Source organism: Pseudomonas sp. NPDC077649, from assembly GCF_044542855.1.
Classification (GTDB): Bacteria; Pseudomonadota; Gammaproteobacteria; order Pseudomonadales; family Pseudomonadaceae; genus Aquipseudomonas.
Genome location: NZ_JBITVF010000013.1, coordinates 1 through 23,002 on the forward strand (window position 1 = coordinate 1; position 23,002 = coordinate 23,002).

Consider the following 23,002-nt stretch of genomic DNA (forward strand, 5'->3'; position numbering starts at 1 on the left):
CTCGGCGTCGGCGAAGGTCATCTGCTTCATCGGGATACTCGGGCAACGGGATCGGCGTATTTCACCAGAAACGGGGAGTCTTCTTCAGGGTTTCCTTAGCGGTAGTAATGCACTCTTGGCGGCTCCCCATAGTCGCCGTCTGTGCATTTCGCTAAATGCGTGCGCTGCACAAACAGTGCAACGCACGGATTATTGCTAATTACAGCAGTGGAAGGGTGTAGCTCACGATCAGGCGGTTCTCATCAACGTCGTTGCCGAAGTTGGTTGAACGTAGTGTGGCGTTGCGCCATTTAACGCCCAGGTTTTTCAGCGCACCGTCCTGAAAGACATAGGCGATGTCAGTATTGCGCTCCCACTCCTTACCATCGGCACCGCCTGCGCCTAGATCAATATTGTCGCCGGTCAGGTAACGGGTCATGAACGTCAAGCCAGGGATGCCAACGCTGGCAAAGTTGAAGTCATAGCGGGCCTGCCATGAGGTTTCGTCTTTGTTGGCGAAGTCACCGATTTGCACATAGTTGACCAGGAACGGATCGGTGCCGTTGATGTAGGCGTAGCCGGTGTCTCCGCTCATGCTCTGGTAACCAACACCGAGTGCGTGACCGCTAAATGCATAGGTGAACATCGCCCCGAATGCCTTGTTGTCGACGTTGCTGTTGCCCTCGTCGGTGGAGCGAGCGTAGCGCAGATCAGTTTTCAGCGATTGCTTGTCACCTAGCGGCAAGGTGTGCAGGACCGTGAAAATATGCTGCTTGTAGAAACCGTCTAGATTGCCGTAGTTGTAGCCGGTGGCTAGGTTGCTGTTCCACTTGTAGGTTGCTCCGGCGAAGTTGAATTCATCGCTATTCTGGGTTCCGCCGCCGCTGATAGCGCGGGCTGCGCCGCTGGTAATGCTGAGGTCTTCGCTATCGGATGAGTCGCGCTGGCTTACTTGTTTGAGCTGGCCGGCATCGAAGGTCAGGCCGGCAATCTCCAGCGAATTCAGGTGCCCGCCTTGAAAGGTCTGTGGCAGCAGGCGCGAATCGTTTGCTTGGACGGTTGGCAGTCGAGGTTGCAGCGTGCCCAGTTTCAGCACGCTGTTTGAAGCGCGCAGCTTCGCGGTTAAGCCCATCTCACCATATTCATCCTGCGCTGCACGAGGTGCTTCTTTGTTGCGTTTTAGAAGGCCCGTGCCTGAACGATCAGCGCTGGAGTCCAGCTTGAGACCCAGCATGCCGATGGCGTCGATACCCACGCCGACTGTCCCTTCAGTGAAGCCGGATTCGTAGCGCAGCAGGAAGCCCTGGGCCCATTCCTCCTGCTTTGACTGGCTAGCTGAGTCTTGGCGGAAATCACGATTGAAATAGAAGTTGCGCGCTTCCAGACCAGCTTTGCTATCTGCCAAAAAATCAGCTGCCGCTGGTTGACTGAGACCGAGTCCTCCAGCGCTCAGCAGGAGCCCGCACGTGACTCGGTTAAGCCATTGAGAGTTGGGGGTAGCAATGAGCATGTAATTATCCTCGTCGAAAACATGTGTGGTAGACGTGGGGCAGGCTCGGGTAGGCGTATTACACTTGCACATACTTTCGATGACATTTTTATTTCAATGATCGAGAGGGCGAATGAAAGCCTTACAGGGCGAGGGTTTCAATGCAGGAGTGGAAACTTTTGTTTGTTTCAGCGAGATGACTATTTGGTGAATTAGCTGCTTGTGGACTACTCAGGGCTACTGAGTGAACCAGTTGTGGCGATCTTCAAAGGCTTTGTAGATGAGCGATACCAGTGTCTGCACTTCTGATTGCTCTGCTGCCAGCGGGGACGTTGAAATCCAGACCACCCGTTCCAAGGCAGTCTCGAATAACTCGTCAAGGGGCAGCAGGTTACGGTCTACATGGGAGATGTAGCCAGGTAGCAGGCCAATGCAGGAGGAGTTACGCAGCAAGTCAACGACCCACTCTTGTGAATGCACTTGAATGACCGCGCTTTGGCGCTGACGGATCAGCTGATTCCATGGTTCGAAACTGTCAACCGTTGTGTTTCCCGCGAGCTGAACCAGCATGAAATCCTTGAGGTCGGCTACAGAACTCGGTAGGCGTTTACCCGCATAACGTTTGGCCATATGGGCACGATAGGGAATTCGTGCAAGCATCAATGGTGTTGTCATTGCAAAGCTTGGAGTCGGTCTTGGCGTGCCGGGATCGGTGATCCAAATCATGACCTCTGCCAGCCTCTCGGGCTCGCCCTCCTGTGGGATGATTTCTAGTCTCACGGCCGCGTCATTACGCAGCCAGGAGATCAAATCACGGGCCAGCAGGTCGGTGAGCAGTGCCGTCGGCACCGCAAGACGTACCAGAGCTCGCTGGACACTGACGTCCTCTGGATGCAGGTCACCGAATTTCTGGATCAGTAGTTGTTGTAATTCACGTCCTGTTGCGCTCAGGCTGAGCTCGCGTCCTTTATAAAGGAATAGCGGGGTACCTACAGTTGCCTCCAGCTTCCTGAGTTTTTTGCGCATCGGCACGATTTGTAAGTTTAGGCTGCGTGCAGCCTGCCTAAAGCAGGCGCAGCGCGCGCTGGTCAAGAAAATCTGTGCTAGTTGGTGGTCGATGGTGAGAGGGTCGAACATGGGGGGCGATCAAAGCTCGTGCCAAGCAAAATGCATGTACTTTGAGCTTAACGAGACGAACCTAACGCCAGGATCGCAGCAGGATTACTTATTTGTAATCTGATGGAGGGAGGAGCTTTATGTTTGGAATTGAACTTCCGGCAGTATCACTTTATCAGCGCGGGCGGTTCTCAGCGCGGCACTCGACTACTAGTTCCGCGCTGAGGTTTGATGATTACAACAGCGGAAGTGTGTAGCTGACGATCAGGCGGTTCTCGTCAACATCGTTGCCGAAATTGGTTGAACGTAGTGTGGCGTTGCGCCATTTCACACCCAGGTTTTTCAGCGCACCGTCCTGGAAGACATATGCGATGTCAGTATTGCGCTCCCATTCCTTACCATCGGCGCTGCCTGCGCCTAGATCAATATTGTCACCAGTCAGGTAACGGGTCATGAACGTCAAGCCAGGGATGCCAACGCTGGCAAAGTTGAAGTCATAGCGGGCCTGCCATGAGGTTTCGTCTTTGTTGGCGAAGTCGCCGATCTGCACATAGTTGACCAGGAACGGATCGGTGCCGTTGATGTAGGCGTAGCCGGTGTCTCCGCTCATGCTCTGGTAGCCAACACCGAGGGCGTGGCCACCAAAGGCGTAGGTAAACATTGCTCCGAATGCCTTGTTGTCGACGTTGCTGTTGCCTTCATCGGTGGAGCGGGCGTAGCGAAGATCAGTTTTTAGCGACTGCTTGTCACCTAGCGGCAAGGTATGCAGGACAGTGAAAATATGCTGTTTGTAGAAGTCGTCCAGGTTGCCGTAGTTGTAGCCAGTGGTCAGGTTGCTGTTCCATTTGTAGGTCGCCCCGGCGAAGTTGAACTCATCGCTGGTCTGGAGTCCGCCGCCACTGATAGCACGGGCAGAGCCGCTGGTAATGCTGAGGTCTTCGCTATCAGAGGAGTCGCGCTGGCTTACTTGCTTGAGTTGGCCTGCATCGAAGGTCAGTCCATCAATTTCCAGCGAGTTGAGATGCCCACCCTGAAAGGTTTGTGGCAGCAGGCGCGAATCGTTTGCTTGAATGGTTGGCAGCTTGGGTTGCAGCGTGCCCAATTTCAGCACGCTGTTGGAGGCACGTAGCTTCGCGGTTAAGCCCAGCTCGCCATATTCATCCTGCGCGGCACGAGGTGCTTCTTTATCGCGCTTGAGCAGGCCCGTGCCTGAGCGTTCGGCACTGGAGTCCAGCTTGAGACCCAGCATGCCGATAGCGTCAATGCCGACGCCTATGGTTCCTTCGGTGAAACCGGATTCGTAGCGCATCAGGAAGCCTTGGGCCCATTCCTCCTGCTTTGATTGGCTGGCTGAATCTTGGCGGAAGTCACGATTAAAATAGAAGTTACGCGCTTCCAGACCAGCTTTGCTGTCCGCCAAGAAGTCAGCGGCCGCAGGCTGGCTGAGACTGAGTACCCCAGTACTCACCGCGACTGCCAAGAGGGTCTTCATTGTTGTTCTCCATGATCAGGGGGTTGGCATATCGGGGAGTCGTCGCTGCATGCCGTGCTCTCCGAATAGGGGGGCAGGTTCCTCTGCGCCAATGCTCAGCTGGGGGCTAGGCCAGTTCGCGCGCAATAACTAGGTCGAGGAACCATTACGGACTTTGGGGAAGATCAAGCGGAATACGGTAAAGCTGCCTGGCAGGCTGCTGACCTCGACCGTGCCCTGGTGCAGGCTCATGATCGAGCGAACAATTGCCAGGCCCAGCCCTGTACCCCCTTCGGCACGAGAACGGCTGGTATCGACGCGGTAGAAGCGCTCAAACAAATGGGGGATGTGCTGTGCTGGGATGCCAATACCAGGGTTTCCGACCGAGAACGATACGGTTTCGCTGTGCTTCTCGATCAGCAGCGAGATGTTTGCGCCGATAGGGCTATGCCGAATCGCATTGGACAAAAGGTTTGAAATGGCGCGCTGCACCATCAGCCGATCACCGAAGGTTCGGCCTGCTCCGGCAATGCTCAGACTGATCTGCTTCTCTTCCGCGGAGATGCTGAACAGATCCACAACGCGTCTTGCCTCGTCTTCCAGGGCAATCTTCTCGAAGGGCACCAGGGACGCTGGGTGGCTGACTTGAGCGAGAAACAGCATGTCGGAAACAATCCGGGTAACGCGCTCAAGCTCTTCTGTACAGCACTCCAGTGCGGCTTTGTATTCCTCTGGCGGACGCTCTCTGGAGAGGGTTACCTGGGCTTTGCCCATCAGGTTGGTGATGGGCGAACGCAACTCATGGGCTAGGTCATCAGAGAATTGCGATAGCTGCTGAACGCCGCCATCAAGTCGATGCAGCATGAAGTTGATGCCGTGGGCCAGCGCGCTGAGCTCTTGTGGAAGTTTGTCGACGGAAATCCGATGGGTCAGGTCCTGCGTGGAGATCAGCGAGGCAACTTGACGAAATTGCCGGAGAGGAGAGAGGCCTCGCTGCACGATCCACCATGCGCCCATGCCAATCAGCGCGAGCAGAAGAGGGAGTGCGATCAGTGTTGATTTGAGGTAGGCGCTGAGCAGCGCTTCGTCGGCAGATCGATCAATTGAGAGCAGGACTCTGACGTGGTCGCCATCGTTGAGCAGCATCACTTTGGATGCGGTCAGGAAGTTGTTTCCCTCAGTATCCGACCAGCTTTGGTAACTAGGGGTATCGCCTGCCGGTATGTTGGCAAGAATGGGCTCCCTGGATTTCTCACCCAGATTCAGGAGTAATTTTGTGCCTGACTTTTTCCCGTAGATCGTCAGGTGCAGGTTGTCATGTCCCATGACCAGATCCAACAGTGCGTGAGGCTGCTGGGCAATTGCATGGGCGCTCATGTCTTCAGCGAGACTGTGCTGAATCTGCTCCAGTTTGCCGTCAAGACTCTTCTTGGCCAAAGAGTCCAACTCATGAGTCAGTGCGAAGTAGGCGAGTGCCGCTAGCAGAACAACCAGTGCCGCCCCCATCACGCTGACCGACAGGCCAAGGCGCATGGATAGACTGGCCGGCCTCATGCTCGCTCCTCAAGCACGTACCCAACACCCCTAAGGGTGTGGATCAGTTTGTTATCGAACGGGTCATCAATTTTGGCGCGCAGCCTGCGGATGGAGACTTCGACGACGTTGGTATCGCAGTCAAAATTCATATCCCAGACCAGCGAAATGATCTGGGTGCGCGATAGCACTTCCCCAGAGCGGCGCATCAGTAGGTGCAGCAACGCAAACTCTTTGGTGGTCAGATCGATACGCTGCTCGCCACGGAACGCGCGGTGCCTAGCCGGATCAAGTTCAAGGTCGGCTACCCGCAGCACTTCCGGTACCGGAATTTGTTCGCTTCGCCGTAGCAACGTACGAATTCGCGCAAGTAATTCAGGGAACTCAAACGGTTTGACTAAATAATCATCCGCGCCCAAATCCAGGCCTTTAATTTTATCCACTAAGCGGCCGCGCGCGGTCAGCATTATTACGCGAGTACTGCTGTTGCTGCGTATATGCTCAAGCACACCCCAGCCATCAATTTCTGGAAGGTTTACATCAAGCACTACCAAATCGTAAGCGTGTTGCCTAACAAGATGGAGGCCGTCAACTCCCGTGGCAGCCTTATCAACTACATAGCCACTTTCGCTTAAGCCTTGGTGTAAGTACTCAGCAGTCTTGGGCTCGTCCTCGACAATAAGGATTCGCATAAATATTCACCTTAAAATGTGCGGCCAGTATTTTTTAGATTTTCTTTTGTTGTGGCTGCAGAGTGGTTTTAATTCTTTAATCGGTGATCACTGACATGACCTGAGGCGTTTCAGCTTTCACCAAGGCTAAAGCCTGTAGCGGCTTTAGGGTCAAGCCGTAATGCCCGTTTTGACTAGGCTCATGGGGTTAGCGACAACGTGTCGCACGTCTCGAACTCATCCAAAACACCCAACTTTGGACTGGCAGGGCTGCCCCGTGGCGCTAGGAACGGGGCAACCCTTATTTATCTGTGTTTGTTTCTATTTGTTGCTGGACGCTAAATCGCCTGCTCTCTTGAACGCTGCCAATATTAATACAGCCACACCTGAAAAAGTGCTGGATAACGTATTTGTAATTTTCCAGTCACCTTGCTGATAGGCGTGGAGCACTACATTCTGCCGGGAATTGGCTTTCTACTTATTTTCCCAAGTAATGATCCTCGATATCCCTCGGGATTAATAAATATAAAGGCCTTCATTATATTCCAGCAGAGTTAGTTCTGCGGAGGACTTTTAAGTGCATGTAAAAACAATGGCCGGACATGGAGTTGGAGTAGGTAAGTTCTGTGTGTTATCAGGGCTACTGGCTGCATTGTTAATTGCTCCAGTTCCAACAACTGCTGCCGAATCAACAAGGCAGTCAATAACGATTGATGAGGCGTTGGCGCAAGCGCTCACTGAGAACCAGGAGTTCGCTGCAGCACAATGGAATACAGGTATTGCCGAAGGTGCTCGTACTCAAGCTGGGCTGATCCCGAATCCTGAGTTGTCCTGGAGCGTTGAGGACACGCGCAGTGAGTCGCGCGTTACCAGCATTCAGGTATCTCAGCCAATTGAGCTGGGCGGCAAGCGTAGCGCGCGTATTGATGTGTCTGAGCGTGATCAGGACGCGGTGGCGATTGATCTGGAGCGTAAGAAAAACATCTTGCGCGCTGAGGTCATCCAGGCCTTTTACTCAGCCCTGCGTGCCCAGGAAGGACTGCAGCTTTCCACTCAGTCGTTAGACCTTGCCCGTCGCGGACTTCAGGTGGTCGAAGGGCGCGTAAAGGCCGGCAAGGCTTCGCCAATCGAAATTTCGCGTGCTCAGGTGCAGCTTTCGGAAATTCAACTGGAGCTGAATCGCGCACGCCTCAATCAAAGCAATGCCTACAAGCAACTGGCGCTCATAACGGGTGCCGAGACACCGAACTTCGCGCATGTCGAGGGTGATCTTGAGCGCCTGCCGTACCTGCCGTCGCAGGCTGAGATGCTTGCACGCATAACAGATACAGCGGACCTACGGCTGGCCAGCACGCACATCCAGCGTGCCGAGTCTTCCTTGGAACTCGAAAAGTCGCAGCGCATTCCAGACCTCACCGTCAGTGTTGGCAGCCAATACGACGAAGGGCTTGGCGAGCGCGTCAATTTGCTCGGCTTGTCGATGCCTATTCCGTTGTTCAACCGTAACCAAGGCAATGTGCTGGCCGCTGCTCAAGGAGCTGACCAAGCGCGGGATTTGCGCAATGCCGCAGAACTCCGCCTGCGCGCGGAAGCCCAGCAGGCATTTGAGCAGTGGGAAAGCGCTAGAAGTGAAGTCGACTCGATCAGCGGCACACTGCTGCCGACCGCGCAGCAAGCAGTAGAGGGCGCAGTACGTGGATTCGAGATGGGCAAGTTTGCCTTTATCGATGTACTCGATGCTCAGCGCACCCTCGTAAGCATGCGCTCCCAGTACCTGAATACCCTGGATGAAGCTATCTCGGCCTGGGTGAGCTTGGAGAAGATTTACGGCTCCCAACTCAACATCGAATTCAAAAAATAAGCATCTCTGCGCACCTACATAACGCCTTAGACGGTCGCGTCATGCGACATGAAGCCTCGCCTGCTTTCCTGGCGGCTGCATGTTTATTGAGCGCGTTTAGTCGCCGCCTGGGCATGAATCAAATTCAATACTTTTGATAATTTGGAGTTACCAATGGCATCAACAACTCCCAGAAAGCAGTGGCTGATGATTGTGGCTGTTGTCGTCATCGGTTTAGCCGTGGCGGGCCTGATTCTAAGTGGTAGCCCTGGTAAGTCCGGGGAGGAAGGCCATGGCCATGATGAGAGTCATGAGGATGTATCGGCTCACGCAGATCCCGAGCACCACGGGGAGGCTTCGGCCGACGAGCATGAAGAGGCCGATGAGCATGCAGATAAAGAGCACCATGAAACTGTAGAACCCACCAAGGGCGAGCATGGCGGCAAGCTTTTCACCGAGGGTGATTATGCGCTTGAAGTGACGATTTTTGAGGAGGGCGTAGAGCCTCAGTTCAGGCTCTATACCTACCTGGACGGCAAGCTTCTAAATCCTGCTGAAAGCACGGTGCAAGTGACCTTGTTGCGTCTTGGCCAACCTGCGCAAATCATCAATTTCAGCAAAGAGAATAACTACCTACGTGGCGATGCCGCGGTTGTAGAGCCGCATTCATTCCAGGTTTCCATCAGCGCCACGCACAGTGGCAAGAGCTATTCGTTCGGTTACGAGCAGGTTGAGGGCCGCGTGACCATGACGGATGCGCAGCTTGAGCAGGGTGGCGTCACGCTCGCCACTGCTGGTCCCGCGAAAATCGCCTCCACGCTGCAAGTGCTCGGCGAGGTTCGTTACAACGGTGACCGCACGGTTCAGGTGACCCCGCAACTTGCCGGGCGCGTCGACTCGGTGGCGGTTAGTGCTGGCGATACGGTCAGCAAGGGTCAGGTATTGGCCAAAATCTCCAGCCAGGCGCTGGCCGAACTGCGTGGCGAGCTACTGGCCGCCCAGCAACGCTCTGCGCTTGCCCGCACGACCTATGCACGTGAAAAGCAATTGTGGGAAGAGAAGATTTCCGCCGAGCAGGACTTCCTGCAGGCGCAAGTTGCCATGCAGGAAGCTGCTATCGCAGTGCAGCGCGTCCAGCAACAAATCGCTTCGCTGGGCGGTGCACCGGCCAAAGGCCAGAATCTCACCGAATTCGAGATTCGTGCCCCTATCGATGGCGTGATAACCAGCAAAAGCATCTCTGTTGGTGAAGTACTCAAAGAGGATTCCGCAGTCTTTACCGTCTCGGATTTGTCGACCGTATGGGTGGACTCAACCGTCGCGGCGAAAGACTTGGGCGTAATCGCCGAAGGGCAAAACGTTGTCGTGAGCTCCAGCGCATTCGCCGCCACGGCTAAGGGCTCCATTTCCTATGTCAGCGCTCTGGTTGGGGCGCAAACCCGCTCAGCGACTGCTCGCATCGTGCTAGCTAACCCAGATCGGCTATGGCGGCCTGGTTTGCCAGTGACGGTCGAGGTGATTGCCGAGGAGAACAACGTTCCCGTTGCAGTAGCGGTCGAAGCGATCCAGACCGTTCGCGATTGGCAGGTAGTGTTCGGCCGCTTCGATAACCAGCTAGAAGCTCGGCCTCTTGAGCTGGGCAAATCCGACGGCCGCTTCGTCGAGGTTATCTCGGGTCTGAAGGCGGGCGATCGATACGCGCTGAAGAACAGCTTCCTGATCAAAGCTGAGCTTGGCAAAGCCGGCGCGAGCCATGACCACTAATTCGGAGTCGAGCTATGAAACAAGTTACAGCTATTTTTCGCCCGATCCGGCTTGAGGCCGTCGAGCAAGCTTTGCATGCACTGCCACACCTGCCTGGATTTACCATCCTGCCCGCCCATGGTCATCCACGTGGCCACGGCAAGGATCACAGCTACATCGCCGACGAGTGGAACCCCGACGCCCATCAGCATCTCGTGCTGCTGGCGTTCTGTTCAGAAGAAGTTGCCGATGAGATCGTCCATGCCATCGAGAAGGCCGCCCACACAGGTGTACCCGGTGATGGAATCGTCGCCGTGGCCCCTTTGACCGACGCATTGCGCATCCGTACTGGAGAGCGCGGTGATGCTGCGCTTTAGGGGAAATTGACATGTACGAACGATTAATTCGCTTCGCCATCGACCAGCGCTGGCTAGTCTTGCTGGCTGTGCTCGGCATGGCAGCGTTGGGTGTTTACAGCTACCAGAAGTTGCCGATTGATGCGGTTCCCGACATCACCAACGTGCAGGTGCAGATCAATACCGAGGCAAAGGGCTACTCGCCACTGGAAACCGAGCAACGCGTGACCTTTCCGATTGAATCGGTAATGGCTGGGCTGCCCAACTTACAGGAAACGCGTTCAATCTCACGTTACGGGTTGTCGCAGGTCACCGTCATTTTCGAAGACGGCACAGACATCTACTTCGCTCGTCAGTTGGTGAATGAGCGGATACAGGAAGCGCGTGGAAATCTACCCAGTGATCTGTCGCCGAGCATGGGGCCAATCGCTTCTGGTCTGGGCGAGATCTACATGTGGACCATCGAGGCGCAAGACGGTGCGAAGAAGCCGGATGGCAGCACCTATACACCGATGGATCTGCGTGAGATTCAGGACTGGATCGTCAAGCCGCAACTGCGAACCGTCAAAGGTGTTACCGAGATCAACACCATTGGCGGTTATGCCAAGGAGTTCCAGGTTTCACCCAAGCCGGAGCGCCTGGTCGCACATGGCCTCAGCCTGCAGGACATTGTGGTTGCGTTGGAGAGCAATAATGCCAACGTTGGTGCGGGCTACATCGAACGCAGCGGCGAGCAGTACCTGATCCGCGCTCCGGGACAAGTCGGCAATATCGCTGACATCGCCAACATCATCATCAAGAACACCGATGGTGTTCCTGTGCGCATCGGTGATGTGGCCGAGGTTGGCCTGGGTAAGGAGCTGCGCACCGGTGCCGCTACTGAGAACGGCCAGGAGGTGGTGCTCGGCACTGCCTTTATGTTGATTGGTGAGAACAGCCGCTATGTATCGCAGGCTGTCGACCAGCGCATAAAGGAGATCAATCGCAACCTGCCGAAAGGAGTCATAGCGAAGACGGTCTATGACCGCACTGTATTGGTCGATAAGGCCATCAATACGGTGAAGAAGAATCTGATCGAAGGCGCTCTGCTGGTTATCGCTATCCTGTTCCTGTTCCTGGGTAACATTCGGGCGGCCCTCATCACCGCAATGGTGATTCCGCTGTCGATGCTGTTCACCTTTACGGGCATGGTCAGCAACAAGGTCAGCGCGAACCTGATGAGCCTTGGCGCACTCGATTTCGGCATCATCATCGATGGTGCCGTGGTGATCGTAGAGAACTGCGTGCGTCGTTTGGCTCACGCCCAGGCCGCAGCAGGCCGAACGTTGACCCGTAATGAGCGCTTCCATGAGGTGTTCGCGGCGTCGAAGGAGGCGCGTCGTCCACTGCTGTTCGGCCAACTGATCATTATGGTGGTGTACCTGCCGATATTTGCGCTGACCGGCGTGGAAGGCAAGATGTTCCACCCAATGGCGTTCACCGTGGTGACAGCCCTGTTCGGAGCCATGATCCTCTCGGTGACATTCGTCCCGGCAGCTGTTGCACTGTTCCTCAATGGCAACGTCAGTGAAAAAGAAAATCGGCTAATGGCCTGGGTCAAGCAAGGCTACGCGCCGTTGCTAGATTGGGTCATGGTCAGCAAGCCGTTAGTGCTGACCATTGCGACAGTCATCATGGTGCTTTCTGGTTTAGCTGCTTCGCGGATGGGCAGTGAGTTCGTGCCGAGCCTGGATGAGGGCGATATCGCTTTGCATGCCCTGCGTATTCCTGGCACTAGCCTTTCGCAAGCAATTGAAATGCAGGTGCAACTCGAACAACGAATCAAATCCTTTGCCGAGGTTGATACGGTGTTCGCCAAGCTTGGAACCGCTGAAGTCGCAACCGATCCAATGCCGCCGAACGTGGCGGACAACTTTGTCATGCTAAAGCCGCGCGACCAGTGGCCCGATCCTGATCGCAGCAAAGCCGATTTGGTTGCGGCGATGCAGGAGGCGGTTGAACAGGTTTCCGGCAACAACTATGAGTTCACTCAGCCCATTCAGATGCGCTTCAACGAGCTGATCTCCGGCGTACGCAGTGACGTCGCAGTGAAAGTGTTTGGCGATGACATGGATGTGATGAACGAGACCGCCGAGCAAATCGCTGAGGTGCTGGAGGGTATTCCAGGAGCAGCTGATGTGAAGGTCGAACAGACCACCGGTCTGCCGATGCTCAGCGTACAAATCGACCGTGAGAAAGCCGCACGATTCGGTTTGAATGTCTCGGAGATTCAGGACGCCATTTCCACCGCCATCGGCGGGCGCGAGGCGGGTGCACTGTTTGAAGGTGACCGGCGTTTCGATATCCAAGTTCGCCTGGCGGACGAGTGGCGCAATGATGTCGACAAGATCCAGCAGCTGCCTATTCGTCTGGCCAATGGCGATGGGCTGGATGGCCCAGGGTTTGTGCGCCTGGCTGATGTGGCGAGCGTGGTGTCCGCACCGGGGCCGAACCAGATCAGCCGTGAAAGTGGCAAGCGTCGCGTGGTGGTCACCGCCAACGTTCGCGGCCGCGATATTGGCTCTTTTGTCGCCGAGGCCGAGAGCAAGATCGCCCTGGCGGTTAGCGTCCCTACAGGCTACTGGACGACCTGGGGCGGCACCTTCGAGCAGCTTCAGTCGGCAGCCAAGCGCCTGCAGATTGTCGTACCGGTCTCGTTGCTGCTGGTGTTCACGCTGCTCTTCATGATGTTCGGCAATGTCAAAGATGGCCTGCTGGTATTCACCGGCGTGCCCTTCGCGCTGACCGGCGGGATCATGGCCTTGTGGCTGCGTGATATTCCGCTCTCGATCTCTGCGGGGGTGGGTTTCATTGCGTTGTCGGGTGTCGCGGTACTCAACGGCCTGGTGATGATTTCCTTTATTCGCAGTTTGCGTGAGAACGGCATGGGGCTGGACGAGGCTATTCGTGAAGGCGCGTTGACTCGTTTGCGGCCGGTGCTGATGACTGCTTTGGTTGCGTCTCTGGGCTTTATTCCAATGGCCACTGCCATCGGTACGGGCGCAGAAGTTCAGCGCCCTCTGGCGACGGTGGTGATTGGCGGAATCCTGTCTTCAACCGTGCTGACGCTGCTGGTTTTGCCATTGCTCTACCGCTTGGCCCATCGTCTGCGCTAAGTTCACAGCGCTATTCGTGTGCAACTGAAAAGCCCCGCTCTTGAGCGGGGCTTTTTGCTTACCGTAAATACCGCTCAATGTGGGCGGTGACTGTGCCTGTGACGTCCTCAGCGGCTTTTTTTACGCCAAATAAGAATCGGAACTGCCCGGATGTAGACAAGCTCACCCACCAACTCAACCAGCGTCTGGGTGATGACCGCTGCGGCTGCAAGCCCCCGTATTTCTTCAGGCAATGCCAGGGCCAGCGGAAGAACCACCAACGAGTTACGTGTGGAGGTACTGAAAGTAACCGCTCTCGCCGTCGAGGCGGGCAGTTTATAAGCTCTTGAAGCCAGTGCGCCCACTACGGGGGCCAAAAGCATGAAACCGATGTACACCGGGATCACCGGTAAAAGCTGGTCGATATCACGAACCACCGGCGAGATTTGCGACCCAACCACCGCAATGAGAACTGCCGCCATCGCAGGGACTGGCATCCATGCCCATACGGTGTTCCAGCGACCTACGAACCGTGAGCGCTTAGCCAAGGCTGCTGTAGCAACCGCGAGCAATAAAGGCACGACAATCAGTGCGAGAAAGGCTTCAGCGAAAGGCGCTATCGAGATAACGACTCGGGATTGCTCCCCTAGCATGAAAGCCAAGTACACAGGCAACAGCACAAGCTGCAACAGCAAGAGGATGGGGGTTGCTGCAAGAATCGCACGCGAGTCGCCTTTGCCAATGTGAGTAAAGACCACCACGTAGTCGATACACGGGGTGAGCAAAACTAGAAGAGCGCCTATTAGGATTGCCGGGTGTTCTGCGAGCCCTCTGGTGAGTGCCCATACCAGCAGTGGAATCAGTACGAAATTGGCGATAAGCAAGGCTGACATGAAGCGTTTGTTGCTAAGACTTTTGCGGAGATCAAGAAAGGGAATTTGCAGAAACATCGCGTACATCAGCACGGCGATAGTCGGGGTCACTAATGCGTTCAGGCTCTGCGCCGCTGCAGTAGCTATTAACCCACCGATTGCCGCTGCAATGACCGCGACGAAATAGATCGGTATCTGGTTTTGTTCAAGTGCATCCCTACTCATAGCATCCTCAAGGATGAAAAACGTCAGCTTACATGAGGAAGCGAAAAGCGTGGCGATCCTCTTGGATGGCTTGAATCATGAAAGATTGAGATGGGCACGGCGTCTGGCTATTGAGTGGGTATCTGCTGACGGTGCAAGGGCGCGGTATTCAAATGACACCGTGTTCTAGCATCGGGGTGATAGCCGAGTGCCTTTGCAGATATCAGGCAGATCAATCTAAAGGCCTTCACCGGTATCATTTTGCCCTTCTTGCTACACGCTGACAGCGATGACTTGTTGCAGATATGAATGACTTGCGGAAGAGAAGAGTTAGTTGTCTAGCTTGGAGGTTTAAACTCCCAGTGAATCTTTCTTATTATTAAAGATTAAATAAAAAAAGCGCCCCGAAGGGCGCTTAGGGTACACCTCTTTCCAAAGGAGCTCGGGAGCTTCTAGAGGTGAACATCGTTCGGAAGTGAGCGGTTAGTCAGCGTTGGTTTCTTTTTTAAGATCGGTATTGGTCCGATCTTGGTTGCTGGTCTTAACCTTTAGTTCGTCCGCCGGTTTGGCAGCAGGCTCAGTTCCGTGAATTCGTTTTTGATCTGCTCGAAATTTTGCCTGAGCTTTCATTGAGCGATCATAGCCATCTTCTGCATAAGACTGTGTGGAGCCGACAAGAAGTACTGATCCAATAACTAGGGCTTTCAACATCTTCATAAGGCAGGCCTCGTAAAATTCAATTATTAGCTTGTCGAGGTTCATGGACAAGTTCTGCAAGTTCGAGTGAATTTTACGGAGGTGAAGCTAACAGCAGCGTGAGCCCAACATTACATTCTTGAAATCTAATAACTGCCTATCTTGTTATGCATGAGCGGGCAGTGCTTTTAGAGCCCGCCCGCCCATCCATTTTTAGAGCACGCTCAGTGGGTACTCGACGATCAGACGAACCTCGTCCAGATCCGACTCGTAATCCGTTGCGCGGGTAGTCATCTGGCGAACACGGAAGGACATCTCTTTCAGTGAGCCCGTTTGGACGACGTACTTGGCTTCGATGTTGCGTTCCCAGCGCTTCTGGTCAGTCAGCGGGTTGCCATCGGCATCACGACGCATATACACACTGTTGGCGTCGGAATAGTCCGCATCTGTACCCAGCGCATAGCGCGTCATGAAGGTCAGTCCAGGAACGCCATAGCTGGCCATATCTAGGTCGTAGCGCAGCATCCAGGACTTCTCTTTCGGCGAGTTGAAGTCGCTGTACTGAATAGAGTTGTCGAGGAAGATGGAATCAGACTGGCGCAGGTAGTCGAAATCATCGTCGCCGTTGTTGCGCTGGTGCGACAGGGCAACGCTGTGTGCACCGAACTGCACACCCACTTTGCCGCTGTAAATGTCGTTATCGAACTCACCCAACAGCTGCTGGCCGTCATCAACAGCTTTGTAGTAGTTCAAGCCACCGAACAAGGAAACACTGTCGGTCAGCGGGTAGGTGAAGGACGTACCGGCATAGTGCTGCTTCCAAGCATCCTTGAGTTGGCTGCTATAGAGACTAAAGCTCAGGTTGTCATTTAGCGAATAGTCACCGCCGAAATAGGCAACCCATGGAGACGCGACAGAGCCCGCATAGAAGGTTGCGAACTCATCACGCATGGTGCTGACCTGCGGCTGGCTCATGGCATGCAGGCGGCCACCCTGAAGGGTCAAACCATCAAAGCTTGTGTTCTCAACCGTAACGCCGCGAAAGCTTTCCGGTAGCAGGCGGGAGTCACCGTAGTGAACCACCGGCGTCATGGGGAACACATCACCCACTTTGACAACGGTGTCGAATAGCCGGGCTTTTACTGCACCACCCACTTTGGAGTAGTTATCTTCGGCTTCACCATCACTATTTACCGGCAGCAGATTAACAGTACCACCTGGGCCATATCGACCATCCCCGGTATCCAGTTTAAGGCCGAGCATGGCGAAGGCATCAATACCAAAGCCTACGGTGCCTTGGGTAAAGCCCGACTCGAACTGGCCAATGATCCCGTGTGCCCAAGCTTCAGTATAACCATTGTCAGTGTTGCTCGACTGACCTTTACGAAAGTCACGATTCATGTAGAAGTTACGGTTGAGAATATTGAAACTGCTACCTTCTACAAAACCTTCGGCTTGCTCTTCTGCGGCCGCCATGAGCGGAGCTGCACTGACAATCGCCGAAAATACTGCAAGGGATAGTTTGGTTTTATTAAGCATTTATTGCTCCTTTATAATTGGCAGTTATTAGTCTAGTTTTCGCCATGGCGTTCTTATAGGTATTGCACCCTCAAGCGCTCTGCGCCTTTGGGGAGCTGAGCCCTATCCTTGCAAGCTGAAGATAACTTGAAGATGATTGGAAAATTACAATTCTGTAATCTTCACAAGGCGGCAATGAAAGTTGTCTTAAAGCGACATTTGAATTCAGATTTTCAATAGAATCCGACGGGTAGGTCGAGAGAGCTCCAGCCTTGATCAGGCCGAATGTTCATGACTGCCAGCTCATAGGACGGTGCACTCAGATAGATCGATAGCGCCGGGCTGATGTGACAAGCCGGCTGGGGGTGACGCCGGTTGATCTTGTTTGGATGCTCGTAAGCGTCCACCCGAATCACCTTGCGTGATTCGGGCATGCTGCTCACTCCCGCCGTGTAAGCCAGCATTTCGCTGACGAGCTGGAGCTGGCAGGCGCACTGCGTATATTCCAGCTCATGGCAGTAATGGTGCATGAAACTGTGACCGCATGGGTGTGAATAGCCATGGGCTCAGCGCTTACCAGACGAAGAGTTGGTTGATGCGACCAAGAACCTAGCAAGGTGCGATTACTACAGCGGCTGAGAGTTTCCGTAGTTAAAGCCATTTGCCGCCAAGGTTGCCCAGCGGCGCTGACGGTGGGCGTAGAACAGGCGCGCAAATAGCCAGACGAACGGAGTGAGGACGCCCGCCTTGATGGTCACGCTATCTCGGTAAAGCGTTCCGCCGTTGACCTCTTGTGCCGTAATGAGGTGATCCCACTTGCTGATCAGCGGGCTGTAGCCGTTGTCTCTTAGCATGAAAATCTGAGCATTTTCCGTCTGCGGGTATGTAATCACAATCGCCTGACGGCCAATGGGAAGTACGCCGAATAACTTCAGCTTGACCCAGTAAGTGCCCTCGCTCCAGGTGCCAGGAAACTCAACGGGAGTCAGCGGGCTGAAACTCAGCAACGGTGATGCAACCTGATGCAGCAGACGTGGCGTGCGCACCTGGGCGATCACCTCTGCCAGTGAGCATGGCAGCTGGGTAGAGATATCAATTTGCATGGGCGCAATCACCGACCGGATTGAGTTTACTTGTCATCGGCAAGCAAGGTCTGTGGTTCTTCGGGAACCGGCATGGGCTTGAAAGCACTGACCCTGGAGCGGCCTGTATTGCCGATAGGCACCCAGATTTTGGAGAACAGCAGGGCCGCGAAAATACGTGGTAGTTGCCCCGCGACCTCGCGGTAATCGCCGGTCTGCCAGCCGAGCACAAGCATCAGCCAGTGTGACCCAGCATGCAGCACGGGTTGGCGTTGGGTCAGGATGTGCGCGCGCTCTAACCATTGAAAGGCATCTGCGCTGCGCTGTTCCTGCATGGCCTGCCGGGCCTGCTGAAAGGCTTGTTCAATTGCGAGTTGCAATGCTGCTTTCATCTTCAATCCTCCGATCCTACTTTTTAAGCAGGCGCAGGCCGTTGAACACCACCAGCAGGCTGACGCCCATGTCGGCAAAGACGGCCATCCACATCGTCGCCTGCCCCGTTAGGGTAATGGCGAGAAACAGGGCCTTGATCCCTAACGCCAGCACGATGTTCTGCTTGAGGATGACGGCGGTCTGTTGAGACAGGCGGATGAAGGCCGGGATCTTGCGCAGGTCGTCATCCATCAAGGCCACATCCGCAGTTTCGATGGCCGTGTCCGTGCCGGCGGCGGCCATGGCGAAACCGATTTCAGACTTCGCCAGCGCCGGCGCATCGTTGATGCCATCGCCGACCATCCCTACAACGTAGCCGCGCGCCTGCAATGCTTCAATGGCCTGCAATTTGTCGACTGGCAGTAGGTTGCCGCGTGCCTCGTCGATGCCTACCTGCTGTGCAATCGCATCTGCGGTGTGCGGGTTATCGCCGGTCAGCATTGTGGTCTTCACGCCAAGCGCATGAAGCTCCTCAATTGCCTGGCGGCTGGAGCCCTTGACGGTATCGGCAACGGCGAACAGGGCAATGGCACGCTGCGGATTGCACAGCACCACCACTGTTTTACCTTGGCGTTCGAGACGCTCCAGCGTCGCTTCCAGCTCGGGTGAGCAGAGGCCAAGCTCTTCCACCAGGCGGTGGTTACCCAGGTGGAAATCTATGCCTTCGATGGTGCCTCGAACACCTCGACCCAGTAGGGCTTCGAATCCTTCAACGGCGGTAAACGCCAGCCCATTCTTACTGGCATGCTTGGCTATCGCTTGCGATACCGGATGGTCAGACCGACTGGCGAGGCTGGCGGCATGTGTGCGGTAGACTTCTGAGTCCTGATCAACCAGCGGCATGTAATCGGTCTGCACCGGCTTGCCGTGAGTAATAGTGCCGGTCTTGTCGAGTGCCAGGAAGCCAAGCTTGCCGCCGGTTTCAAGGTAGACACCGCCTTTGATCAGAATGCCTTTGCGCGCAGCCGCAGCCAGGCCACTGACAATGGTGACGGGCGTTGAAATAACCAAGGCGCAAGGGCAAGCGACCACCAGCAGTACCAAGGCACGATAGATCCAGTCGTACCAGGGTTCGGCCATGAAGAGTGGCGGCACAATGGCGATAGCCAGGGCGAATAGGAATACGACAGGGGTGTATACCTTGGCGAATTGGTCGACAAAGCGCTGGGTCGGAGCACGTGAACCCTGTGCCTCTTCGACCGCGTGAATGATGCGTGCCAGCGTAGTGTTGGCAGCGGCTGCCACGACGCGGTATTCCAGCGAGCCTGCTTGATTGATGGTGCCAGCAAAAACCGGGTCTCCGACGGTTTTCTCTACGGGCAGGCTTTCCCCCGTGATCGGCGCTTGGTTGATGGTGGAGTTGCCGGAAGTCACCTCGCCATCGAGGCCGATTCGCTCGCCAGGCCGAACCCTGACCAATGCACCTAAGGCTATGGTTTTAACCTCAACTTCAAGCCATGAGCCGTCTGCTTGCTGCACCGTGGCGCGCTCTGGGGTCAGATCCATCAGGCCGCGGATGGCATTACGAGCCCGACCCAGCGATTTTGCCTCGATCAGCTCGGCCACAGAAAAGAGGAACATGACCATGGCGGCTTCCGGCCATTGCCCAATCAGCACCGCACCGGTAACCGCAATACTCATCAGTGCATTGATGTTCAGGTTGCGGTTCTTCAGCGCAATCCAACCCTTTTTATAGGTCGTCAGGCCGCACAGCAGAATGGCGAGCAGCGCCACACCGGCCACAACCCACTCAGGTGCAAGCTCGGCGAAGTGCAGCACTTCAGCCGATACGGCAGCCACACCGGATAGCGCCAAAGGCCACCAAGCCTTCTTGCGCGGCGCTGCTTGCGCTTCATCGTTTACTGTTGCTGCACCCTCAACCACTGGCGTGAAACCAAGGTCGCGAATCGCTGCCAGGGCTGCTGGCAATGCTTCTGCTGTGTGGCTAAACGTCAATACGCGCTGAAGCAAGTTGAACTCCAGCGCGCTGATGCCGGTCAGGGAGGAGAGCTTGTCGCGGATCAGCTTTTCTTCCGTTGGGCAGTCCATCTGTTCGATTGTGATGCGGGCTTGCCCCTCAGCAGAGAGCGGTTCTGCTTGCATACCTAGGGATGAGATCGCCGCTTCAATAAGAGCGGTCGACGGCAAGCTGTGCCATACCCCAAGAACGCGATTGATCAGATTGAAATCGAGCTTGTCTATGCCAGCCAGCTTGCTCAGTTTGTCTTGAATCAGCGTCTGTTCGGTGGGGCAGTCCATTTGTTCAATACGGAAACTGCTGAGCCTGGAGCGAACCATGGCATTTACCGTTGTAGTTGCCGTGGCCGAGCACTTAAACGCGCCGCTGGGGTCACAGCAGACATCCTTTGAAACCGCTTCAGGTTTTTGTTCATCACTGCAGCAACCAGCCATGGGGGTATCCTTATTGGTCAGTGCTGTAGAGTGAACACCCTGAAGCCACTACAGGGTCAAGAGTTTGTAGAAGGGGTATTTCATGAAAATTGGAGAGCTGGCCAAGCTTGCCGATTGCCAGGTTGAAACGGTTCGCTATTACGAGCGTGAAGGGCTGTTGCCGACACCGGCTCGCAGCGAGGGCAATTATCGTCTTTACAGCAGTGAGCATCTTGAGAGGCTTACGTTTATTCGTAATTGCCGAACACTGGACATGACCCTGGACGAGATCAGAAGCTTGTTGGCGCTGATGGATCGGCCAGAGGGGAACTGTGAGGGTGTGAATAGCTTAGTGGATGAGCACATCGAGCATGTGCAAGCGCGAGTGACCAGCCTCCTGGCACTGCAACAACAGCTGGTTGAGTTACGACACCGTTGCGCCTCTGAGCGGGGTGTAGACGAGTGTGGAATTCTCCAGCGCCTGAATACCACCGGCGGAGTCAGTGCACTTCCAGATGATGGCCATACCCACGTTGGGAAAAGCCATCGCCACTAAACAATGCGCCACCACCTGCAGTACTCGGCACGAGACATTGCAGGCGGTGGTGCGGGTTCGTTTGTTTACAGACTGCAAGCGCTTATTTGCTTTGTTCGATTTCAGCTTTAACCAGATCAATCAGTGGCTGTGCACCAAAGCTCAGGAGCGGCTTGCCATTCACAAAGAACGTGGGCGTCTGGCGCACGGCAGCAGCTTGGGCATCCTGGGCGTCTGTTTTAAGCGTTTCGGTGATATCGGTAGCCATCATCTCTGCGCGGGCCTTTTCCACATCTAAGCCTGCAGCTTCAGCAGCCTCCCAGGCTTTGAGCACCTGAGGGTCACTGTGCCATTGCGGTTGAGCCGCCATGATTGCCTCCAGAACCGGCTCATAGACCCCCTGCTTACGCGCAGTTTCAAGGATTCTTGCCGCTGTTTCAGAGCCTTCATGGAAGAGGACGTAACGCAGCACCAAGCGCACATCTTTCGGGTTCTCAGCCAGGATCTGCTTAACCAGTGGAAAGAAGGCACGGCAGGCTTCGCAGGACGGATCGAAGAACTCAACAATGGTTACTGGCGCAGTAGCGGCACCGATAACTGGCGAATGGAAGCGCACCAAGGAGCTGGTTGCCGGGGCAGCTGGCGGAGTTTCTTCGCTTGCCGAATATCGATCATAAACGAATGCCGCAGCAGCGAAGCCGAGCGCAGTAAGAATGCTGATGACGAGGACGATTGCACGTCTGCTCATAGGGAAGACCTCCGGCGGATGAGAACAAGAAGAGCAGCGATAAGGGTGAATGCACCCAGCGAAAGCAGTGGCAGCGGTATGCTGCCGAAAATCATCATGTCAGCGCTGGAGCATGATGGGCCTGCACCACAGGGCTTGATGCTCTCCGGGATGATCCCGAGGTAGAGCAGGCTGTGGTAAAGCGCGATGAGCCAACCCACGACGGTAACTGGCAACGCATAGCGCCAGACGCCGAAATCTGAGATGTAGCAACCAACGGCCAGAATCACGACCAGTGGGAACATGAATGCGCGCTGGAACCAGCAGAGAACGCAGGGTGTTTTCCCCATGACCTCGCCGATGAACAGCGCGGCTAAAGTTGCAACAAGCGCAATACCCCAGGCCATAAGTAGCAGTCCCCAGGGGTTGATAGCGTGAGTGTTTGTCTCTGCTTCCTTCATGGTTGACACCTGCTCTCGACTGAGGTGGATGGCGCGGAAACTAGCTTTGGCGCTATACCGCTTGTGGTGACGTCTTGAGCCCGTGCATCTGCCATGCCCATAACCATCAACGAGATGGCGAACAGCGATAAGAGCGCCGGGCGGCGTAGGTGCGCGGACAGAGCCACGAACCCGCGAGGAGAAAGCGATTGCATAAGTTGATCCTGGATTGCAGTGGTCTTTGGCCGCAATGCGGCTTTGTCTAGATCACGCGTCTGGATCGTGGAGGGCGCTCAATCAGGTAGATAGGGCGAACTGGCGTAGCTTGATCCGAAATAGCCGCAAGTGCGTTGTTTTCTGCTTGGGCAGGCAGGGTAAGCAACGGCCCGAGGTAAGGGGTTTCATGCACATGGTCAGCAGTCACCGGCGAGTGCCGATGATCTTCACACCATGAGCAAGAGGGGGCTGTATCTGTGGACAAACTACTGTGCGTGGATTCGCTTTTGAATCCCGCTTGCGGCTCTGTACCCGTCAACAAGGAAGATGTATGCCAGACCATGACCAGCAGTAATGCCAGGCTCAGTGCAAGTACTGCTTGAGTTGTAATAGTACGGCTGGGCATCGTTGATGTCGGTAGGCATTAAGTGGGGGAGGGAGGTTTGAGCCTAGCCTCATTGAAAATACGGTCGTCGTACGAATTGTCCCGCATGAGATCATTCTCAGGTGGGCGGCACAAGCACAATAGGCATCGCATAACCTTTTATAAGGTGACG

19 protein-coding genes are annotated in these 23,002 nt (G+C 55.1%); 5 read left to right on the forward strand and 14 right to left on the reverse strand.

The features are described 5' to 3' along the window. Window positions 1-199: 199 nt before the first annotated feature. The 5 genes from ACIGFL_RS23665 to ACIGFL_RS23685 all read right to left on the reverse strand — a co-directional run bounded on the left by ACIGFL_RS23665 (window position 200) and on the right by ACIGFL_RS23685 (window position 6,280). Window positions 200-1,489, reverse strand: a complete 1,290-nt coding sequence (locus ACIGFL_RS23665; RefSeq protein WP_170050793.1) for an OprD family porin — start codon at window positions 1,487-1,489, stop codon at window positions 200-202. Between the two features lie 216 nt (window positions 1,490-1,705). Further along, window positions 1,706-2,605, reverse strand: coding sequence for a LysR family transcriptional regulator (locus tag ACIGFL_RS23670; protein WP_397487586.1), 900 nt, complete (start codon window positions 2,603-2,605; stop codon window positions 1,706-1,708). Between the two features lie 214 nt (window positions 2,606-2,819). Then, the gene (locus tag ACIGFL_RS23675; protein WP_397487587.1) at window positions 2,820-4,076 is read right to left on the reverse strand and encodes an OprD family porin; all 1,257 of its coding nucleotides are present in this window, start codon (window positions 4,074-4,076) and stop codon (window positions 2,820-2,822) included. 129 nt (window positions 4,077-4,205) lie between these two features. Beyond that, on the reverse strand, window positions 4,206-5,609 hold the full coding sequence (locus ACIGFL_RS23680) for a heavy metal sensor histidine kinase (protein WP_397487588.1): 1,404 nt from the start codon (window positions 5,607-5,609) through the stop codon (window positions 4,206-4,208). Continuing rightward, window positions 5,606-6,280: a heavy metal response regulator transcription factor gene (locus ACIGFL_RS23685; protein ID WP_017675714.1), complete on the reverse strand. Its 675-nt coding sequence runs from the start codon at window positions 6,278-6,280 to the stop codon at window positions 5,606-5,608. The genes ACIGFL_RS23680 and ACIGFL_RS23685 overlap by 4 nt, the downstream gene beginning before the upstream one ends. A gap of 571 nt (window positions 6,281-6,851) precedes the next feature. Here ACIGFL_RS23685 and ACIGFL_RS23690 point away from each other — a divergent pair. The 4 genes from ACIGFL_RS23690 to ACIGFL_RS23705 all read left to right on the forward strand — a co-directional run bounded on the left by ACIGFL_RS23690 (window position 6,852) and on the right by ACIGFL_RS23705 (window position 13,353). After that, a complete protein-coding gene (locus ACIGFL_RS23690) occupies window positions 6,852-8,120 on the forward strand; it encodes a TolC family protein (protein ID WP_045733423.1) in 1,269 nt (422 codons plus the stop codon). A gap of 153 nt (window positions 8,121-8,273) precedes the next feature. After that, entirely contained in the window at window positions 8,274-9,863 is a 1,590-nt protein-coding gene (locus ACIGFL_RS23695) for an efflux RND transporter periplasmic adaptor subunit (protein ID WP_045733422.1), read from the forward strand. A gap of 14 nt (window positions 9,864-9,877) precedes the next feature. Then, window positions 9,878-10,219: a P-II family nitrogen regulator gene (locus ACIGFL_RS23700; RefSeq protein ID WP_045733421.1), complete on the forward strand. Its 342-nt coding sequence runs from the start codon at window positions 9,878-9,880 to the stop codon at window positions 10,217-10,219. 11 nt (window positions 10,220-10,230) lie between these two features. Further along, on the forward strand, window positions 10,231-13,353 hold the full coding sequence (locus ACIGFL_RS23705) for an efflux RND transporter permease subunit (RefSeq protein WP_045733420.1): 3,123 nt from the start codon (window positions 10,231-10,233) through the stop codon (window positions 13,351-13,353). Window positions 13,354-13,460: 107 nt separating this feature from the next. Here ACIGFL_RS23705 and ACIGFL_RS23710 read toward each other — a convergent pair whose 3' ends face one another. The 7 genes from ACIGFL_RS23710 to ACIGFL_RS23740 form a co-directional block, all read right to left on the reverse strand. Then, complete coding sequence (locus ACIGFL_RS23710; protein WP_059392065.1) at window positions 13,461-14,429, reverse strand: arsenic resistance protein; 969 nt, start codon at window positions 14,427-14,429, stop codon at window positions 13,461-13,463. 462 nt (window positions 14,430-14,891) lie between these two features. Then, window positions 14,892-15,170, reverse strand: coding sequence for a hypothetical protein (locus ACIGFL_RS23715; RefSeq protein ID WP_224490798.1), 279 nt, complete (start codon window positions 15,168-15,170; stop codon window positions 14,892-14,894). A 147-nt stretch (window positions 15,171-15,317) separates the two neighbouring features. Further along, complete coding sequence (locus ACIGFL_RS23720) at window positions 15,318-16,643, reverse strand: OprD family porin (protein ID WP_026088463.1); 1,326 nt, start codon at window positions 16,641-16,643, stop codon at window positions 15,318-15,320. Between the two features lie 212 nt (window positions 16,644-16,855). Then, window positions 16,856-17,152, reverse strand: a complete 297-nt coding sequence (locus tag ACIGFL_RS23725) for a hypothetical protein (RefSeq protein ID WP_017675706.1) — start codon at window positions 17,150-17,152, stop codon at window positions 16,856-16,858. A gap of 96 nt (window positions 17,153-17,248) precedes the next feature. Further along, on the reverse strand, window positions 17,249-17,725 hold the full coding sequence (locus ACIGFL_RS23730; protein WP_017675705.1) for a hypothetical protein: 477 nt from the start codon (window positions 17,723-17,725) through the stop codon (window positions 17,249-17,251). A 26-nt stretch (window positions 17,726-17,751) separates the two neighbouring features. Next, window positions 17,752-18,096, reverse strand: coding sequence for a DUF3703 domain-containing protein (locus ACIGFL_RS23735; RefSeq protein ID WP_017675704.1), 345 nt, complete (start codon window positions 18,094-18,096; stop codon window positions 17,752-17,754). 16 nt (window positions 18,097-18,112) lie between these two features. After that, a complete protein-coding gene (locus ACIGFL_RS23740; protein ID WP_017675703.1) occupies window positions 18,113-20,395 on the reverse strand; it encodes a heavy metal translocating P-type ATPase in 2,283 nt (760 codons plus the stop codon). Window positions 20,396-20,630: 235 nt separating this feature from the next. Between ACIGFL_RS23740 and cadR the strand changes: the two genes are divergently transcribed. Beyond that, window positions 20,631-21,083: a Cd(II)/Pb(II)-responsive transcriptional regulator gene (cadR, locus tag ACIGFL_RS23745; protein ID WP_017675702.1), complete on the forward strand. Its 453-nt coding sequence runs from the start codon at window positions 20,631-20,633 to the stop codon at window positions 21,081-21,083. Window positions 21,084-21,165: 82 nt separating this feature from the next. Here cadR and ACIGFL_RS23750 read toward each other — a convergent pair whose 3' ends face one another. Beyond that, window positions 21,166-21,810 (reverse strand): thioredoxin domain-containing protein, encoded by a 645-nt coding sequence (locus ACIGFL_RS23750; protein ID WP_045733417.1) that lies wholly within the window; start codon window positions 21,808-21,810, stop codon window positions 21,166-21,168. Next, window positions 21,807-22,250 (reverse strand): disulfide bond formation protein B, encoded by a 444-nt coding sequence (locus ACIGFL_RS23755; protein WP_017675701.1) that lies wholly within the window; start codon window positions 22,248-22,250, stop codon window positions 21,807-21,809. The genes ACIGFL_RS23750 and ACIGFL_RS23755 overlap by 4 nt, the downstream gene beginning before the upstream one ends. Between the last annotated feature and the right edge of the window lie 752 nt (window positions 22,251-23,002).

Bases quoted from the DNA above. Each gene is read 5' to 3' on its own strand.
- ACIGFL_RS23675 (WP_397487587.1), bottom strand. From the start codon at position 4,076: ATGAAGACCCTCTTGGCAGTCGCGGTGAGTACTGGGGTACTCAGTCTC.
- ACIGFL_RS23740 (WP_017675703.1), bottom strand. From the start codon at position 20,395: ATGGACTGCCCCACCGAACAGACGCTGATTCAAGACAAACTGAGCAAG.
- ACIGFL_RS23695 (WP_045733422.1), top strand. From the start codon at position 8,274: ATGGCATCAACAACTCCCAGAAAGCAGTGGCTGATGATTGTGGCTGTT.
- ACIGFL_RS23735 (WP_017675704.1), bottom strand. From the start codon at position 18,096: ATGAAAGCAGCATTGCAACTCGCAATTGAACAAGCCTTTCAGCAGGCC.
- ACIGFL_RS23690 (WP_045733423.1), top strand. From the start codon at position 6,852: ATGGCCGGACATGGAGTTGGAGTAGGTAAGTTCTGTGTGTTATCAGGG.
- cadR (WP_017675702.1), top strand. From the start codon at position 20,631: ATGAAAATTGGAGAGCTGGCCAAGCTTGCCGATTGCCAGGTTGAAACG.
- ACIGFL_RS23700 (WP_045733421.1), top strand. From the start codon at position 9,878: ATGAAACAAGTTACAGCTATTTTTCGCCCGATCCGGCTTGAGGCCGTC.
- ACIGFL_RS23710 (WP_059392065.1), bottom strand. From the start codon at position 14,429: ATGAGTAGGGATGCACTTGAACAAAACCAGATACCGATCTATTTCGTC.
- ACIGFL_RS23720 (WP_026088463.1), bottom strand. From the start codon at position 16,643: ATGCTTAATAAAACCAAACTATCCCTTGCAGTATTTTCGGCGATTGTC.
- ACIGFL_RS23750 (WP_045733417.1), bottom strand. From the start codon at position 21,810: ATGAGCAGACGTGCAATCGTCCTCGTCATCAGCATTCTTACTGCGCTC.
- ACIGFL_RS23715 (WP_224490798.1), bottom strand. From the start codon at position 15,170: ATGAACCTCGACAAGCTAATAATTGAATTTTACGAGGCCTGCCTTATG.
- ACIGFL_RS23670 (WP_397487586.1), bottom strand. From the start codon at position 2,605: ATGTTCGACCCTCTCACCATCGACCACCAACTAGCACAGATTTTCTTG.
- ACIGFL_RS23725 (WP_017675706.1), bottom strand. From the start codon at position 17,152: ATGCACCATTACTGCCATGAGCTGGAATATACGCAGTGCGCCTGCCAG.
- ACIGFL_RS23755 (WP_017675701.1), bottom strand. From the start codon at position 22,250: ATGAAGGAAGCAGAGACAAACACTCACGCTATCAACCCCTGGGGACTG.
- ACIGFL_RS23730 (WP_017675705.1), bottom strand. From the start codon at position 17,725: ATGCAAATTGATATCTCTACCCAGCTGCCATGCTCACTGGCAGAGGTG.
- ACIGFL_RS23680 (WP_397487588.1), bottom strand. From the start codon at position 5,609: ATGAGGCCGGCCAGTCTATCCATGCGCCTTGGCCTGTCGGTCAGCGTG.
- ACIGFL_RS23685 (WP_017675714.1), bottom strand. From the start codon at position 6,280: ATGCGAATCCTTATTGTCGAGGACGAGCCCAAGACTGCTGAGTACTTA.
- ACIGFL_RS23705 (WP_045733420.1), top strand. From the start codon at position 10,231: ATGTACGAACGATTAATTCGCTTCGCCATCGACCAGCGCTGGCTAGTC.
- ACIGFL_RS23665 (WP_170050793.1), bottom strand. From the start codon at position 1,489: ATGCTCATTGCTACCCCCAACTCTCAATGGCTTAACCGAGTCACGTGC.